This is a genomic window from Winogradskyella ouciana (assembly GCF_009709615.1).
Taxonomy (GTDB): domain Bacteria; phylum Bacteroidota; class Bacteroidia; order Flavobacteriales; family Flavobacteriaceae; genus Winogradskyella; species Winogradskyella ouciana.
Genome location: NZ_WJYA01000007.1, coordinates 1 through 19,519, shown reverse-complemented (window position 1 = coordinate 19,519; position 19,519 = coordinate 1). Strand labels below are relative to the sequence as shown.

The 19,519-nt window shown below is 36.2% G+C and carries 8 protein-coding genes; all 8 read left to right on the top strand.

Going from position 1 to position 19,519, the window contains the following annotated elements; translation table 11 throughout:
* Positions 1–48: 48 nt before the first annotated feature.
* Positions 49–567: an IS1096 element passenger TnpR family protein gene (locus F1003_RS11810; protein ID WP_155089641.1), complete on the top strand. Its 519-nt coding sequence runs from the start codon at positions 49–51 to the stop codon at positions 565–567.
* A gap of 242 nt (positions 568–809) precedes the next feature.
* Positions 810–1,709: an ABC transporter ATP-binding protein gene (locus F1003_RS11805; protein ID WP_155089835.1), complete on the top strand. Its 900-nt coding sequence runs from the start codon at positions 810–812 to the stop codon at positions 1,707–1,709.
* 84 nt (positions 1,710–1,793) lie between these two features.
* The gene (locus F1003_RS11800) at positions 1,794–2,621 is read left to right on the top strand and encodes an ABC transporter permease (RefSeq protein ID WP_155089640.1); all 828 of its coding nucleotides are present in this window, start codon (positions 1,794–1,796) and stop codon (positions 2,619–2,621) included.
* A 109-nt stretch (positions 2,622–2,730) separates the two neighbouring features.
* A complete protein-coding gene (locus F1003_RS11795) occupies positions 2,731–6,171 on the top strand; it encodes a T9SS type B sorting domain-containing protein (RefSeq protein WP_155089639.1) in 3,441 nt (1,146 codons plus the stop codon).
* On the top strand, positions 6,168–8,630 hold the full coding sequence (locus tag F1003_RS11790; protein WP_155089834.1) for a T9SS type B sorting domain-containing protein: 2,463 nt from the start codon (positions 6,168–6,170) through the stop codon (positions 8,628–8,630). The genes F1003_RS11795 and F1003_RS11790 overlap by 4 nt, the downstream gene beginning before the upstream one ends.
* 39 nt (positions 8,631–8,669) lie before the next feature.
* Positions 8,670–10,451, top strand: a complete 1,782-nt coding sequence (locus tag F1003_RS11785; RefSeq protein ID WP_235898372.1) for a T9SS type B sorting domain-containing protein — start codon at positions 8,670–8,672, stop codon at positions 10,449–10,451.
* Between the two features lie 434 nt (positions 10,452–10,885).
* The gene (locus F1003_RS11780; protein WP_155089638.1) at positions 10,886–15,712 is read left to right on the top strand and encodes a T9SS type B sorting domain-containing protein; all 4,827 of its coding nucleotides are present in this window, start codon (positions 10,886–10,888) and stop codon (positions 15,710–15,712) included.
* Between the two features lie 121 nt (positions 15,713–15,833).
* The coding region (locus tag F1003_RS11775; RefSeq protein ID WP_155089637.1) for an FIDD domain-containing protein at positions 15,834–19,519 on the top strand (3,686 nt) is incomplete at its 3' end.

Here is a 19,519-nt window from a genome sequence, read left to right as displayed (position 1 = left end):
CTTATACATATTAATTAACTTTGAATTCAGAACTATTATCTTTGCATTATGATATACAGATTTAGAGTCATATTAGACAATGATACGGAAGATGATGTTTTTCGGGATTTAGAAATCCGAGAGACGGATACTATGGAAGACCTGCATAACATCATTACACAATCCTTTGGGTTCGATGGTATGGAAATGGCTTCTTTTTACATTAGTGATGATGAATGGAACCAAGGTGAAGAAATTGCCATGTTCGATATGAGCGAAACTGGTAACGAAGTAAAAATGATGAGCACAACCATCATTAAGGATATAGTGCACGAAGCCTCACCAAAGTTGATTTATGTTTACGATTTCCTCAACATGTGGACATTTTATGTAGAACTTGGGGAAATTGTTGAAGAAACTCAAGGTACTGACTACCCTAATTTAATGTTTGTGCATGGACAAATACCAGATGAAGCCCCAGAAAAAATATTTGAATCCGAAGATGATGATGACGATTATAATGAATTTGAAGACGAAATAGATGTCGATGATTATAGCGATTTAGATTTTGATGAAAATTGGAATTAAATCCAATCCACCAAACAACAATTAAGCATCTTTACGATGCTTTTTTTATTTTACTGTAACAAATATCAATGAGAATCGTCTTACCTACATAACCAAACAATGTTAATCAAAAAACACTATTAGTCATAGTGTCATATTGAGCGCAGACGAAACACAAGAAACCGAGAGATATTAAAGTTTTCGACTGCGCTCAAACTGACAAGACAGTGTGCTTTTTGAGAAACATAAAAACCAATCATATTTTGGAGCCAATCCTAACAATCAACAATCTCACAAAGAAATTTGGCTATTTAACAGCCGTAAAAGATTTAAGCTTTACCATCAACAAAGGTAATGTCTATGGTATTTTAGGTCCTAACGGAAGTGGTAAATCCACAACATTGGGCATTGTACTTAATGTTGTAAACAAAACCAACGGAGACTTTCATTGGTTTGATGGTAATACCACAACCCACGATGCTTTAAAACAAGTCGGAGCAATTATAGAACGTCCCAACTTTTATCCTTACATGACTGCTGAACAAAATCTAAAATTGGTTTGCAGAATAAAAGGAGTTGACCATAGTAAGATTGCCGAAAAACTGGAAATCGTAGGTTTACTAGATAGAAAAGACCATAAGTTCAAAACCTATTCTTTGGGTATGAAACAACGTTTGGCCATTGCTTCTGCCCTACTCAACGACCCAGAAATCCTAATTTTAGATGAACCAACCAATGGTCTCGATCCACAAGGTATTCATCAGATACGTCAGATTATAAAAGACATTGCTGCGGATGGCACGACTATTCTTTTGGCTTCACACCTTTTGGATGAAGTCGAAAAAGTATGTTCTCATGTTGTAGTTTTACGCAAAGGGGAAAAATTATATTCAGGTCGTGTAGATGAAATGATAAGCAGCCATGGCTTTTTTGAGCTAAAAGCTGAAAAGCACAGCGAACTTCTCAATGTACTAGAAAACAATTCAGATTTTGGCAAATTAAAAGTTGAAGGAGATCTCATAACGGCTTTCTTAAACGAACCTATGTCTGCACCAGAGTTTAATAAGCTAATGTTTGAAAAAGGTATAGTACTCTCGCATTTAGTAAAACGAAAAGAAAGTTTGGAGGAGCAATTCCTTCAACTTACAGATAAATTAAATTAATAAAAACCAACTTGTCCTGAGCGCAGTCGAAGGGTCAAAAAACAGCATAATCTATTTTTAGAATTAAGCACAACCAATCAATATATGTTACGTCTCATAAAATTAGAATTACAAAAACTTTGGTTAAATAAAACCAGTAGAGTTCTCATATTTATATCTTTTATTTTACCATTTACAGTACTGGTACTGTCTTCAATAAAAATTAATTTCTTTGGCTTTTTTACGCTAGAGCTTGGTGAGCTTGGAATTTTTAATTTTCCTATAATTTGGCATATCACTACGTTCTTTGCTTCCTACTTTAAATTCTTCTTTGCCATTGTGGTGGTAAGTATGATAGGAAATGAATACAGTAACAAAACCTTAAAACAGAACCTTATCGATGGACTCAGTAAAAAGGAATTTATACTTTCTAAATTCTATACCATTGTTTTCTTTTCAATATGTGCTACGGTTTTAATAGGTGTAGCTTCATTTCTAATAGGGCTTTATTATTCTAGCTATACGGAAGCTTCTATTATTTTCAGAGAAGTAGAGTTCTTGCTAGCTTATTTTGTAAAACTTGTAGGGTTCTTCAGTTTATGTTTATTCTTTGGAATGTTATTAAAACGTTCAGCTTTTGCGTTAGGTTTCCTTTTTGTTTTATACATTTTTGAATGGTTAATATTTTGGGGAGCTTATGAAGCTTTTGGTAATGCGGATAGTGCTTTTAAACTCAAAAACTTTTTGCCATTAGAGTCCATGTATAAGCTCATTGACCAGCCTATACAACGAATAGTAATGACCAAATTCCCGGAAAAAACAGATATCGCTTATGACTATGCAGTACATTGGTACGAAATCGCCATAGTTTTGGGTTGGTCTGCACTTTTTATCTTTTTGTCTTATCGATTACTTAAAAAGAGAGATTTATAATATCTTTGATAGCAATTGCTATAGATTTTTTAATACTAAAACTAGGAAAACAAGAGTTCTAGTTGTTATATAGTATTGTCGTGCAAGCATATTGCACATCAAAGATGTTATGAAAAAGTTAGGTTTTGCTATGCTCTTACTGATGTTTTGTACCCAAATTTTTGGGCAGAACGAAGCATCCTATTGGTACTTTGGGCAAAATGCTGGTCTTCGCTTCGATGCTACTACAGGCACGGTCACAGGGATTACAGATGGACAAATTAACACTTTAGAAGGTTGCACATCCATCTCTGATGAAAGTGGAAATCTTCAATTTTATACAGATGGTCAGACCGTTTGGAATAGAAACCATCAAATCATGGCTAATGGTGATTACTTTGGTGGTACAGGATTATTGGGTGACCCTTCTAGCACATCCTCTGGTCTAATTGTACCAAAACCAGAAGACCCAACACAATATTATATCTTCACTGTTGATGAACCACATCATGAAAATGCTGCCGTATATCCAAATCAATTTACCGGAAATTATGATAGTGGCGGAAACGTGCCATCAGCAGACGATGGTTTCAATAACGGATTTAATTACTCTCTAGTAGATATGACCTTAAATGGTGGTTTAGGTGATGTTGTTGACACCGAAAAAAATGTTCACCTTGTTACTTATGATCCAACTGATGATTTAGAAATACGTTACAAATGTGCTGAAAAAATAACTGCTGTTAGAGCTGAAGATTGTTCCTCGTTTTGGGTTATTACTCATTTTGGAGATAAGTTTTATGTGTTTTATGTAGACGTTAATGGAGTAAGCACTACACCTGTTATCTCAACCGTGGGACCTTATGTACCTATTGAAGGTTATCGAAGAAATGCTTTGGGTTATTTAAAAGCATCACCAGACGCTTCTAAATTAATAGTGGCCCATTTTGGGGAAGCTACAATTACAGCAGGTGATGCTGGTGGTGGTGTTTATTTGTACGATTTTGATAATGAAACAGGAGTTGTTTCTAATAATGTTGAATTGTACAGTGCGCAAAACAATGATAGTCCATACGGAGTGGAGTTTTCTGCAGAAAATCGCAAAGCCTATGCTACTATTGGTATTGGTGCTTCTGGCAACGGAGCAAGTCAAGTTTTGCAATGGGATTTGGAAAGTGCTGACATCCCTAATTCCATGCAAGTCATTCATTCTTCCAACACCATAAGTGCTGGTGCTTTGCAACTCGGCATTGATAGGAGGATTTATAGGGCTCAATTTTCTTTTGGAGCTCCTTCAAACGTGCATAGATATATTGGTGTTATTAATAACCCTGAAGCTGATGGTCTTGCCACAAATTATGATGAACAGGGAGTACTTTTAGACGTTGATGGTTTTAATCAAAACACTAGCAGAATCGGCTTACCACCATTTATTCAATCGTTATTTAACTCGCAGACGGATATTATTAGAAATGGCATCAGTACTACAGAATTGAGATTGTGCACAGGTGATGATTACACCTTACAAGCAGATGAAATTGTTGGTGCAGACTATGCATGGTCTTTTAATGGTTCGCCTTTAGCAGAAACATCCTCACAATTATTTGTAGACACACCTGGTTTTTATGAAGTATATATAGAACCCAACAATGGAGATTGCCCTATTGAAGGAAGTGCAGTTGTTGGTGTGTTTGATATTCCAGTTGCAAACCCACTAACAGATATTAGTGTTTGTGATAATTCTGGTAACGACGGGATTTTTGAAACATTTGATTTTACCAATAAAAATGGAGAAGCGCTCTTAAGTCAAAATCCATCGCAGTATAATGTTCGGTATTTTGAAACCATGGATGATGCCAACAATTTAGAAAACCAAATTGTATTTCCCTACACCAATATTAGTAATCCTCAGACTATATATGTAAGAGTTGACAATATGGACAATACCAATTGTTTTGACATTAATTCTTTTGAACTTCAAGTCTATAATACACCGCAGATCGTTCAGCTTAATAATATAGAATTTTGTGATAATGAAAGTGACCCAATGGATGGCTTCGCCAGTATTGAACTTGGTGATCTAATTCCAACTATTAGAGGAGCGCAAGATGAAACTGAAACAAACATTACGTTTCATCCAACTCAAACTGATGCAGATAACAATACCTCTTCGCTGCCACTTACGTATACAAATTCAACAGCCTTCAACGAAACCATTTTTGTTAGAATAGAGAATACAACCAACACCACTTGTTTTAGTACTGGTAGTTTTGAATTGATTATCAATGATGCACCTGTAGCCAATGATATAACGATTATACAATGTGACGAAGATGGTATTCCCGAAGGTTTTACAACGTTTAACATCAGCTTATTTAATGAAGAGGTCATTAATAATACTGCAGACCGAACTGTGGATTACTACCTCTCTCAGACAGATGCTGAAAACCAAGACAATGAAATCAATGCCGATGCCTTTGAGAATTTCTTTAACCCACAGATCATCTATGCAAGGGTGACCAACACCAATACAGGCTGTGTAAGTTTCAGTGAAATTTCATTAGAGGTCAGCACCACTTCGTCCAACAACGCTAGCCTTTCTGTCTGTGACGACGATGGTAATGAGGATGGCTTTGCCTCTTTTAACCTCAACGACAGTAATGCCATTGTACTGGCTGGTGCGCCTGCTGGTCTGGACCTTCAATATTACGAGACCTATCTAGACGCTCTTGTTGAATCTAATCCTCTTGGCAATACCTTTACAAATACTATTGCTTATAATCAAACCATATACGCACGCGTTGAAAACTCTAATGCTTGTTATGGTATTAGTGAGATTGAACTTACTGTGTTTGAGCTTCCTGATATAGAAACTCAAGCTGAGACCATATACTGTCTCAACTTTTTTCCAGAGACCATTGTCTTGGATGCTGGTATCATCAACGATTTACCAAGTAACTATTTCTTCGATTGGTCCACTGGTGAGGATACGGCAACTATTGAAGTTAATAGTCCAGGGACTTATACGGTAAGAGTCACCAATACCAATGGTTGTTTTAAGGACAGAACGATTACAGTCTTGCCTTCCAATATTGCAACGGTAACCGATGTAGAGATTGTAGATGCCTCACAGAACAATACCATTACAGTCATAGTTAGTGGCGAAGGTGATTATGAATATGCCCTTGATGACATCAACGGTCCTTACCAGGATTCCAATGTGTTTGAGGATGTGCAACCTGGATTGTACACGGTCTATATTCGTGATAGAAATAATTGTGGTATTACAGAAGAACTGGTCTCTGTGATCGGCTTCCCTAAATTCTTTACACCCAACGATGATGACAAAAATGACTTTTGGCAGGTAAAAGGCATCAACAATCGTTTTCAGGCCAATTCCTCAATTCTTATATTTGACCGTTATGGAAAACTGTTAAAAAAGCTCGATCCTCTTGGTCCTGGATGGGACGGAACCTACAATGGTGCCAAGATGCCTACCAGCGATTATTGGTTCAAGGTGCAGCTACAGGATGGAAGAACTTTTACCAGTCATTTTACACTAAAACGATGAGTTTAAAACCAAATCTATTTATAAAGTCTATAGTATTACTTTACTTTTTATGTTTCAGCATCATTAGCTATGGTCAACAGCCTAACGATTGTGTTAATGCAGTTACCGTTTGCGGCAATTCAAGTTTTAGTTTAGATGTTAGCGGTATAGGTATGCAAGAATTAACGGGTTCCAATACTTGTTCAAGCCAAGAAAATAATAGTATTTGGCTCGAAGTGACGATTGCCAATTCAGGGACTTTGGCTTTTACACTAACACCCGGAAGTACTGATATTAATGAGGATTATGATTTTTTCCTTTTTGGTCCTGATGTAAGTTGTGGAAATATTGGTCAGGCTATCCGTTGTTCTACCACAAATCCAGCGGCTGCTAATCAAGGAAATAATTTAACAGGTATGAATGCTACCTCAACAGAAACTTCTGAAGGGCCAGGAGCTAATGGTGACAGTTTTGTTGGTGATCTGGATGTTTTGGCCGGAGAAACTTATTTTTTAGTCATAGACAGACCCATTGGTAATAGCCCATTTTCTCTAGATTGGACTGGTACTGCAACTTTTCCTGATAATCCATCAAACCCTGTATTGACTAATCCAAATTCTACAAGTTTACCCAATTTGAATATTTGTGATGCATTAGCACCTTTTGATGATGCTATAACAGAATTGGATCTTACAACTTTGACACAAGATATTATAAATGGCGCAAGTGATGTTACTGTAACGTACCACGCATCTGAAAGTGATGCCAACATCAACGCTAGTGCTTTGGGTGATGTTTTCAATACGTCTGGAGGGAATCAAACTGTTTTCATAAGAATTGAAAATACTACGACGGGTTGTTTCATTATCAATGATTTTGAAATTAATGTCACCATATTTTCAAATTTCAATCAGCCGACCACTTATGAAGTTTGTGATGATGATGCGGATGGCGACGACCAAAATGGTATGACCACATTCGATTTTGATGTTAAGACGCAGGAAATTATAAACGGAATTGCTGGAGCAAATTATAACATCAGTTATTATTCAAGTCTAGCAAATGCTGAAACAGATACTGCTCCACTTCCTACAAATTATACAAATACAGTTCCTACTCCAACCGATATATTTGTTCGTGTAGAGGATTTGGATACTGGTTGTGTTGGTTTTACGTCTTTTGAAATTATTGTGGCAGCAAAACCAATTGCGAATGATGTTTCATTAATTCAATGTGACGAAGATGGTATTCCCGAAGGGTTTACAACTTTTAATATTAATGAAGCTTTTGATACTATTACTGGTAGTGACCCAAATGCTTCCATTATGTTCTACCTCTCTCAGACAGATGCTGAAAACCAAGAGGATGAAATCAATGCCGATGCCTTTGAGAATTTCTTTAACCCACAGATCATCTATGCAAGGGTGACCAATACCAATACTGGTTGTGTGAGTTTCAGTGAAGTTTCATTAGAGGTCAGCACCACTTCGTCCAACAACGCTAGCCTTTCTGTTTGTGACGACGATGGTAATGAGGATGGCTTTGCCTCTTTTAACCTCAGTGACAGCAACGCCATTGTACTGGCTGGTGCGCCTGCTGGTCTCGACCTTCAATACTACGAAACCTATATTGATGCTCTGGTGGAAAATAACCCTCTTGGTACGACATTTACCAATACCGTTCCCTACAACCAGACCATTTATGCTCGTGTGGAAAATTCCAATGCCTGTTATGGTATTAGTGAGATTGAACTTACGGTTTTTGAACTGCCCAACATTGAAACCTCTTTTGAAACCCGATACTGTCTCAACTTTTTCCCAGATACCATTGTCTTGGATGCTGGTGTCATCAACGATTCACCAAGTAACTATTTCTTCGATTGGTCCACTGGTGAGGATACGGCAACTATTGAAGTTAATAGTCCAGGAACATACACGGTAAGGGTCACCAATACCGATGGCTGTTTTAAGGACAGAACGATTACAGTCTTGCCTTCCAATATTGCCACGGTAACCGATGTAGAGATTGTGGATGCCTCAAATAACAATACCATTACTGTTATTGTTAGTGGAGAAGGTGATTATGAATATGCCCTTGATGACATCAACGGTCCGTATCAAGATTCTAATGTGTTTGAGGATGTGCAACCTGGATTGTATACGGTCTATATTCGCGATAGAAACAACTGCGGTATTACCGAAGAACTGGTCTCTGTTATTGGATTCCCTAAGTTCTTTACGCCCAACGATGATGACAAAAACGACTTTTGGCAGGTAAAGGGTATCAACAACCGTTTTCAGGCCAATTCCTCAATTCTTATATTTGACCGTTACGGAAAACTGTTAAAAGAACTAGACCCTCTTGGTGTTGGTTGGGACGGAACCTACAATGGTGCCAAGATGCCGACCAGCGATTATTGGTTCAGGGTCAAGCTCCAGGACGGAAGAACTTTTACTAGTCATTTTAGTTTAAAGCGGTAAGTTTTAAAAAACGTAACTTAGTTTTACCAAACCACAAATTTGAAAAGAGCACATTACATATTATGCTTTCTCCTGTTTGGTGTAACTATCCCTCTATTTGCACAAGACATTTCGTTATTTCAGCAATTTAATGGCAGATATGATTATGTGGCTATTGGTAATACCTTAAATATTCAGGAAAATGGATCTTTTGTTCCGTGTATTATAGAAACGAGCTCATCAGCAGATTTAAATCTTGATGTTGATCAAAATGTAGTCGCTGCTTACTTATACTGGGCTGGTTCTGGTCCTGGAGATTTTGACATTACATTAAATGGATCTCCTGTGAGTGCAGAGCGTACTTTTAGCGATAGTTTAGATGCTGAGCGTATATTCTTTGCTGCTTTTGCTGATGTCACCTCTATTATTTCTAATGAAGGTAATGGTACTTATACGATTTCAGATTTTGACCTTACTAATGTCATAGGACCTTATTGCAGTACTGGTACCAACTTTGGAGGTTGGGCGATATCCATAATCTACGAAGATGATAGTTTACCCTTGAACCAGCTTAATGTTTATGATGGATTACAGAGTGTACCCACATTTTTGAGTATCACCTTAGATAACTTAAATGTACTGGATAATGAAGATGCTAAAATCGGTTTTATTGCTTGGGAAGGCGACAGTGCTTTGGCCGTTAACGAGCAATTGACCATCAATGGAAATGTGATTAGCAATCCACCTTTAAATCCTGCCAATAATGCTTTTAATGGTACCAACTCATTTACGGGAGCATCTGACATGTACAATATGGATATTGATGTTTACAACATTCAGAATAATATTAGTATTGGAGATACTTCTGCCACAATTTCCCTAACATCTGGTCAGGATTTTGTAATGATAAACAATATCATTACTGTACTTAATAGCCAATTACCTGATGCCACTATTACTATCGATGATTATACAGTCCGTTGTGGAGATTACAACATCGACCTTTTTTATACGGTGAATAATTTTAACAGTACTGATATACTACCAGCTAATACACCTATTGCTTTTTATTTAGATGAAATTTTAATTGGCCAGAGCCAAACAGTTAACCCTATTGCTATTGGTGCATCTGAAAGTGGATCAATAACCGTAACGGTTCCAGAAAATACCAACCCTAATCTAACCATTACTGCCATCGTAGATGATGATGGCACAATGACAGGCACCATTACAGAAACCAACGAAAACAATAATTCTAATTTTTCTGATATTGAATTACTGGTTATTCCAGATATTGTTACGCTTCCAGGCCTTATTGGTTGTAACGAAGGTTTTGAAATCTCAACTTATAATTTGTTCGATGCTTTAGTGAATTTAGATTACGAAGATGATCAAATTTCATTTTACCTTTCTCTTGAAGATTTAGAAACCTCATCGAATGCTATTTTAATTCCGAGTGATTATAATAATATCTTCAATCCTCAAACCATTTACGTAAGGCTTGAGAGTCCACCTTGCTATGAAATATTTCAATTCAATTTAATCATAGAAAATTGCCCACCATACATTCCTGATGGCTTTTCCCCAAATGACGATACTTATAACGATTGGTTTAACATTCAAGGTTTATACGATATATTCACAGAACATGAGCTTAAAATATATAACCGTTATGGTGATATAATTTTTGAAGGTGATAATGAAAAACCTTGGTACGGCAAAATAAATAGAGGGTTGAACAATCATGGAAAAATTGTACCTGTGGGCACTTATTATTATGTTATAAATCTTAATGACCCCAACTATCGACCAATGGTAGGTTGGGTGTACGTAAATTATTGAAAATGTTAAGATTTTTATCCGTTCGTCTTATTCTTTTGGAACTGTAGGAAAATTACTTTAATTTTAGTATCACCTGTGAAAAGAATTTCGTTTAAGCTTCACAATTCTTGCACATTTTCCCTCATATAAATAAGTTACAAAAAGTCTCATAATTATGATTTGAGATTTGAAATATAACAATATTGAGTTTCAGGTTAAGGAACATTACCTGTTGAGGCTGTAATGTTTTAGAAATTTCAATTTGGGGAAAAGACCTCTTTTTTGAGGTCTTTTTTTATATATTTACATTAAAATGTTAACGTTTTATGTATTTTGTCGTGTTTTTTTGTATTTAATCTTTATACAGCTTACTTTCCCCACACACAAAAACAATACAAATAATCAGTAGCCCCAAAGTCTAAACTTATTTGTGTCATAAAACTTAATCTAAGCTCATGAATACTGTTCATCGTTCCCTCTATATAATTCTATGCTTTATATGTAGCAAAACTTATGCACAGCAGATAACGGTGGATGATACAGCCACACCTCAAAGTTTAGTTGAAAATACCTTAATACAAGGTTGTGTTGAGGTCTCAAATATAAGTTCACCTTCAAATGGTAGTTCAGTAGGTTTAGGGAGTTTTGGTTATTTTGAACGTGGTTCATCTAATTTTCCCTTTCAAAACGGTATTGTTTTAACTACAGGTAGTGCAAATTCAGCCGGAAATGGGCAAAATGACAATATTTTAAATGAAGGTAATGATAGCTGGACTACAGACCCAGATTTAGAAGCAGCACTTGGTATCACAAATACTTTAAATGCCACTTCTATAGAATTCGATTTTATATCTATTTCAAATCAGATTCAATTTAATTACATCTTAGCATCAGAAGAATACTTTGGTAATTTCCCTTGCGACTATTCTGATGGTTTTGCGTTTTTAATTCGTGAAGCAGGCACAAGCAATCCCTATGTTAATATTGCATTGGTACCAGGTACAACCACACCTGTAAATACCAACACTGTACATGATGAAATTGTTGGTTTTTGTGATGCTTCAAACGAACAATATTTTGAAGGTTATAGTTTAGGTGACACTAACTATAATGGTAGAACTACTGTTCTATCTGCCACGGCCGCAATTCAACCTAATGTACAATACCAAATTAAACTTATCATTGCTGATCAAACTGATGAAAATTATGATTCGGCAGTATTTATTGAAGGTAACAGCTTTAACGCTGCGGTAGATTTAGGTGAGGATTTTTCGACCTGTGCAAGTGATGTAACCTTAGATGGAGATATTGGAAACCCACAAGCTACATACGCTTGGTATTTTAATGATGTGCTTATCCCTACGGCAACACAACCAACTTATAATGTTTTACAAACCGGAAACTACCGTGTTGAAATTGAAATTCCATTATCTGGCAGTACGTGTACGATAGAGGACGATATTAATATTACCTTAAGTTCTACACAATCTTCAGATCCAATTTCGGATTACGAACTTTGTGATGATCTAAGCAATGATGGCATAGAAACCTTTGATTTATCAACTAAAGATGCCGAAGTATTAGCTTCTGTACCTGCATCTAACTATAATATTTCTTATCATTATACAACTACTCAGGCTCAAATGGGTATTAATGCCATTACCACACCAATACAAAACACAACCAATCCACAGGTAATTCATGTTAGAATTGAAGATACTGACAACGGCTGCTTGGCTTTTTCTACTATAAATTTAATAGTTCACTCTTTACCTACGATTATGGATCCAACACCACTTGAGGTTTGTGACGATCAAACGGCAGATGGTTTTACAACTATAGATTTAAGCATAAAGGATGATGAAATTACGAATGGACAGACCAATCTTGTTGTAAGTTACCATAGCACTGCTACAGATGCAGCAACAGGGAGCAACCCGTTGCCAATGCCTTATGTAAATACCAATGCAAACGAACAGGTTTTTGTCAGTGTACAACATCCACAATCGGGTTGTATCAGCACGACAACTTTAGATATAACTGTATTGGATAACCCAGTAATAAACACAGACGATCATTACATTGATGCTTGTGACGCTGACCACGACGGATTTGCAAATTTTGATCTAACGACTATAATTCCAGATGTGTTACAAGGAACAACTGGTGTAACAGTTACCTTCCACGAAACCAATGAGGATGCCCTTTCGGGTGCTAATCCTATAGCTGATGACACTAATTACGCCAACATAAATGCCGAAGAGCAAATTGTGTTTATTAGAGTTGAAGACAATAATACAGGCTGTGCTTCCGTAACTCCAATAGAAATTCATACCAATCTTTTACTAACAGCAACCGAAATCAATGATGCGATACTTTGTGATATTGATAATGACGGTGTTGAGGAATTCGATTTTTTATCTATTGCAGGTGGTATCATAAATGACATTCCAGATATTACTGTTGAATTTTACTTAACGGAAAATGACAGGGACAATCAGATGAACCCTTTAGATCAATCTGTTCCATTTACACCTAGTAGCAATCCACAGACTATTTACTTAGGTTTATCAAGTCCTACGTGTTACGATATTTCTCAAATTGACTTAATTTTGGTTCCAGTTTATGAGTTTGAAAACATTGTAAGTCAGTCCGTTTGTGATGAAGACCAAGATGGTTTTACGACAACAGATTTATCTCAGTTTGATGTTTTAGTCTCTGATGCACAAGATGGCTTTAGTGTTACTTATTTTTTAACTGAAGAAGATGCTACCAATAACACCAATGCATTACCAAACTTGTACACCAATACGTCTAATCCTTTTTCATTATATCCAAGAATTACATCCGATGAAACAGGATGCTCAGATATTACCTCATTTGAAATTACAGTTTTAGAAGCACCAATAACTTCTACTCCATCTGATATAGTTATTTGTGATAATGACCAAGATGGCATTTCTACAATTAATTTGCAAGATGTTATTCCACAAGTAGTTTCTAGTACTAACAACAGGCAGATAAGTTTTCATGTTAGCCAAGAAAATGCCGATAATGCGACAAATGCAATAACAAACGAAAGTAATTATAATGCCCAGACGGAATCCTTATTTATTCGTGTAGAAAATTCATTGACAGGATGTTATTCAACCGAAACATTAAATATCATCGTAAATACGCTTCCGGTGTTTACGGTAATTGACAATTATAGAATTTGCGAAGATAGCAGTGATGGTTTTGGCGATTTTATTTTTAATACTAAGGATGCAGAAATTTTAAATGAACAAACTGGCAAGCAAGCTTTGTATTATTTGAGTCAAAATGATGCAGATAACAGAGTCAATGCCATTGATAAAGATTCTAATTTTCAGAATTCAAGCAACCCTCAAACCATTTTTGTTAGGGTTGAAAATTTAACGGATCAAGATTGTTATGGTACATCTAGCTTTACAATAGAAGTGGGTACAAATCCAGTTTATAATCAACCAGTAGATTGGTTTGTTTGTGATGATATAGCCAATGACGGTTTTGAAACTTTCGATTTATCGACTAAGATTACTGAAATTTCCGAAGGCATTACAGAAAATTTAGACATTACATTTTATCTGTCTCAATCTAATGCTGAAAATAGTGTTGACCCTCTTCCACTTGAATACACCAATACCACAAACCCACAAACTATATTTGTGCAAATAGATAATGGAACCATTTGTAATTCCGTAACATCTTTTGAGTTGAATGTTATTCAAGTTCCAGATGTTAATGAGTCTATTCCACTTACATATTGTGATGCAGATTACGATGGCTTTACAGAGTTTGATTTAACAGAAGCTGAGTTTGAAATTCTGGATGTAAGACAAGATGATATAGAAATCACTTATTTTGAGAATTTTGAGGATGCAGAAACAAATTCTAACGTCATTCCAGATCCTGAAGTCTATACCAATACAAGTAATCCACAAACCGTATATATAAAAATCACTAATACCATTTCTAACTGTTATGTTCTGGTTCCCATAGATTTAATTGTAAATACTCCGCCTGTAATTAATGATTTTGTGTCCTATGATATCTGTGAGAATGAAAACAATAGCTTTGACTTAACTGAAATCGATGAAGTTATAATGGACGAGAGCTTTAATGTGCTTATCAATTATTTTTCAAACGAAACTGATGCTATAGCAAATGAAAATGCTCTAGACACCAATTACACCTACCAAACCAATAATGATACTCTTTTTGCTAGAGCAGAATATAGTACCACGCATTGTTATATAGTTTATGAGTTTAACTTAAATGTTAACCCTAATCCGATTGCAAATCAACCTAGTGATTTAGAAGATTGTGATGATGATTTTGATGGTCTTCTAGAGTTTGATCTCACGCAGCAGAATGCCAGTATCCTTGGTGGTCAAAATCCGTCCAATTATACAGTAACTTATCACAACACAGAACTAGAGGCAAACGAAAATAATTCCGCTTTAGACACTAACTATATAGCTTTTGATTCTGAAATCATTTTTGCTAGAGTAGAAAATAATAGCACAGGTTGTTACGATGTCACTCAGTTTTCAGTAATTATAAATCCTTTACCAATTATCGATATTGAAGATCAGGTCATTTGTTTAGACAATTTACCGTTAGTGGTCTCAGCAAATACCAATATTTCAACAGACACCTATTTATGGTCAACTGGCGAAACCACTCCAGAAATTGAAATTACAGAAATAGGCACCTATTGGGTAACGGTTACAACAGAATTTGGCTGTGAAAACACAAGGGTTTTTGGAGTTTCAGTATCTGAGGCTGCAACAATTGAGGCCACTGAGGTTGTGGACTTCTCAGACCCAAATAATATAACCATTACTATAAGTGGTATTGGAGACTATCTCTATCAATTGGATGATGGTGAACCACAAGAATCTAATGTATTTGAAAATGTTGGCATGGGCTATCATACGGTAACCATCATAGACCTTAATGGTTGTTCTGAAGTTACGCACGAAGTTTTGGTAATTGACATCCCAAAACACATGTCTCCTAATAATGATGGACAATTTGATACTTGGCACATTGTTGGTGTGGAAACACTACCTGGAACGGTTATCCATATCTTTGATCGCTATGGTAAACATTTAACAACACTTAAACACAACACACCAGGTTGGGATGGCACTTTTAACGGCAAGAAAATGCCTGCCAATGACTATTGGTTTGTTGCACAGGTAATGCGTGGCAATGAATCTTTTGAAGTCAAAGGACATTTTGCCATTCGTCGTTAAAAACAAGCCAATTAGAGTTAAAATTCTATTTAGTTGATTCTTTTAATTGCTTTTATCTATTTTTACGGTCTAGATCTTTATAGTTACCTGATTCCTATAGCTTTCTACGACAAAAAAAGCAATGATAAAGAAAAGTTTACTTACTCTTCTCTCCTTGGGCATGCATATATGTTTCCTATATGCACAGCAAATTACTACGGATAATTCTCAACAACCAGAGCAACTCATTCAAAATTTAGTTGGCAACAACTGTGCATCAGTTTCAAATATTTCTTCCCAGATTAATGGTAATGTCAACAGCATAATCAGTTATGGCAGCTTTGATAACGGAACATCAAACTTCCCACTGCAAAGCGGATTGGTTTTATCAACAGGTAATGTAGCCAGAGCTGGCAATGCATTTATTGGTGAAGATCTAAGTGATGGCGAAATAGATTGGGAAACGGATGCTGACATATTGAATGTTTTAGGTATAGACCAAACCTTGAATGCCACATCAATTGAGTTCGATTTTGTAACGGTCAATAATTTTGTGGTCTTCAATTATCTGTTTGCTTCAGATGAATACCAACAGGAATACCCTTGTAATTTTTCGGATGTTTTTGCAATACTTATCAAAAGGGCTGGCACTGCAGACCCTTATGTTAACATTTCCACGGTTTCAGATGATAATACCCATGTGAGTACCAATACCATCCATCCCGATATCAGTGGGTTTTGTGATGCTATAAATGAGGACTATTTTAAAGGCTACAATGTAGGTAGCACCAACTTTAATGGACATACTAACGTTTTAAGCGCAAACAGTGCTGTTATTCCGGGTGAGACCTATCATATAAAGTTTGTCATTGCGGACCATATTGATGAACGCTTCGATTCTGCGGTTTTCATTGAGGCAGAAGGTTTTGGTGGTGCCATAGATCTTGGACCAGACCAGTCCATCTGCGGAAACGATCTCACGTTAGATGCTGATATAAACAATCCTTCAGCCAACTATGCTTGGTTTTTAAATGGCGCTCAAATTGCTGGTCAAACCAATCCAACACTAGCGGTTGCTCAATCTGGAACATACACAGTCGAAGTCTCAATACCAATATCAGGTGGTAATTGTACAATGGAAGATACTATAGAAATAGAGATCATTCCCTTTCAACCAGCAGCTCCGATTTATGACCTTCCAATTTGTGATCCCGCACCTAGCGATGGCTTCTATGACTTTGATTTTCCATTGTTGAAAGATGATGAAATCTATGCTGAATTGCCTTCAACAAATTACACCATAAGTTATCACCATACTGAAGACGATGCACTAAACAACACCAACCCGATACAAGGAGATTACCAAAACACAGAACAAACAGAACAGATTTTTGTGCGAATTGAGAGTTTAAGTGGTGATTGCCTGCAAATAGGAAGTTTTAATATTGCAGTGAATAGTTCACCCAATACTTTAGAAACAACAGCAGCGGTCTGTAATGGACAAATAAATGATGGTGGATTTCTCATCTCATCTTTATCACACTTTGATTTTGAACTCTCAAACTACGAGTTCAACAGAACGGTAAGTTACTATCTTACAGAAAATGATGTACTAAACAATCAAAACCCTATAACTGAAACAGATGAAATTATTGGATCACCAAACTTTATTTATGCTCGTGTAGCGGATACCACTAGTGATTGTTCTTCAATAGAAAGATTAAATCTTGATTATCAGGCTCAACCAGACATTGGTATTGACACATATATAGTTAGCCAATGTACTGATCCAGAATATTTTGAAACTAGCGGATCAAATATTATTACTTATGACAATGTTTCTGTTGGCTTCAATTTGGATGATATTTTTGATGAAATTGAAAGCACCTATCCTGGCATTACCGTCCAAGTAGCCGTCCTTTTAGGTATAACTAGCGACCCAAGAATTTATAATACCACCTCACCTATTGCTACCATACCGCTTTTATTGAGATTTGAAGGGGAAAACTGTCCAACACCCTTAACTCTAGAGCTTCATAAAAATGTTCTATATAATATATTTGGTGAAGAAAGCACGGTTAGCAGATGTGATGATTTCTCAAATGATGGAGTATATGATTTTGATTTTATTGATGTATCAAATGAACTGTCCCAAGGGCAAGACGATATTCAATTTACATTTTACGAAACAGAAGACGACAGAGATAATGAAGAAAACCCAATAAGTCAATTTTCAACTTACACAGTAAATACTCCTTCTAAAGAATTATTCTTTACCTCCACCTACAATGATTGTGTTTATGATTCAAAGGTTGTTTTAGAAATCAATGAAGCTCCTGTTGTTTCATCACAAACTGTTGAAGCTTGTGGAGAGTTTAATGATACAGCAAATACTACCACTGTTCAACTAAGCCCTTTTAATAATCTAATGGCTCAAGGTTTAAACGGTGTTTCCGTCACTTTTTACGCCACGCAACAAGACGCAGAAAACAACGAAAACAGTATAGAAAGTATTGATGTGGCCGGAAACTCCACTCAAGTATTCTCTAGAATTACCACTATTTCTACAGGGTGTTTTAACATAATCACATTAGATATCAATATTCTTGAAAGTTTGGATATTGACTCTCCCTCACCTATTGTTGTTTGTGATGACGATCAAGATGGGTTTTCAATAGTTAATTTAGAAAGCGTAATACCTGATTTATCAATCGATGAAAATGATTTTGATATTTTCTTTTACGAAACCTTTGAAAACGCACTTAGCGACAGGTTTGCCATAGAAAATCCAGAAAGCTATAATGCTCAAACACAAAGCGTATATATTAGATTGCAGCGTGTAGGTTTGGATTGTTTTACGGTGGTCGATTTTGAAGTGCTCATTTATGATAACCCAATCCTAAACCCAATAGCAGACTTTGTCAATTGTACAACAAACGGAGCCAATTTTGCCGATTTTTATTTTGAAGACAAAGACTCAGAGATAATTAACGGTCAAGAAGGTATGCAAGTGTCGTATTACGAAACAGAAGACGATGCGATAAATAGAGTTGATGAGATAGACAAAACCTCTGCTTATCAAAATACGTCTAATCCACAGACGGTTTACGTTAGATTGGAAAATGAAACAGAGAACACTTGCTATAGAGTTGCTCCTATGCAAATTGAGGTGAAGGAAGCACCAATTTATAATGTACCATCAGATGTTTTTGAATGTGACATCAACAATAACGGCTTGGCCGCTACGGATCTAAACGATAAAATAGTCGAAATAAGTTTGGGCAGTCCATCGAACTTAGATATTACATTTCATTTAACCCCTTTAAACGCAGAGCTCGGAACCAATGAAATCCCTTTGGACTATATGCCAAGCAACAATCCACAACTCATCTACTCGCGTGTTGAGAATATAGACTCTGGCTGTTATAATGTAGATACATTTTACATCAATACGCTTTCGCTTCCAGAAGTCAACTATGGACAATCACTAACGACTTGTGCTAACAATTACGAGTTTGAACAACAATGGGATTTAACCGAAATAGAACTTCTAATTTTAGAAGGACGACAATACGGTATTGATTTTACCTATTTTGAAACTGAAGCAGATTTGTTCGCTGATACATACTCAATAAATAATCCTGAAACTTATACTAATTCTTTAGGCCAACAAACCCTTTATGTAAGAGTTAGAAATAGCGTTACGACCTGTTTTGCTTCAGTGCCTTTTGATCTGATCATCAACAGTCCACCAGATATTGACCCTATTGATACTTATGAGGTTTGTGCTAATACTGAAAGCTATGTGGACCTGTCGGATATTGATTT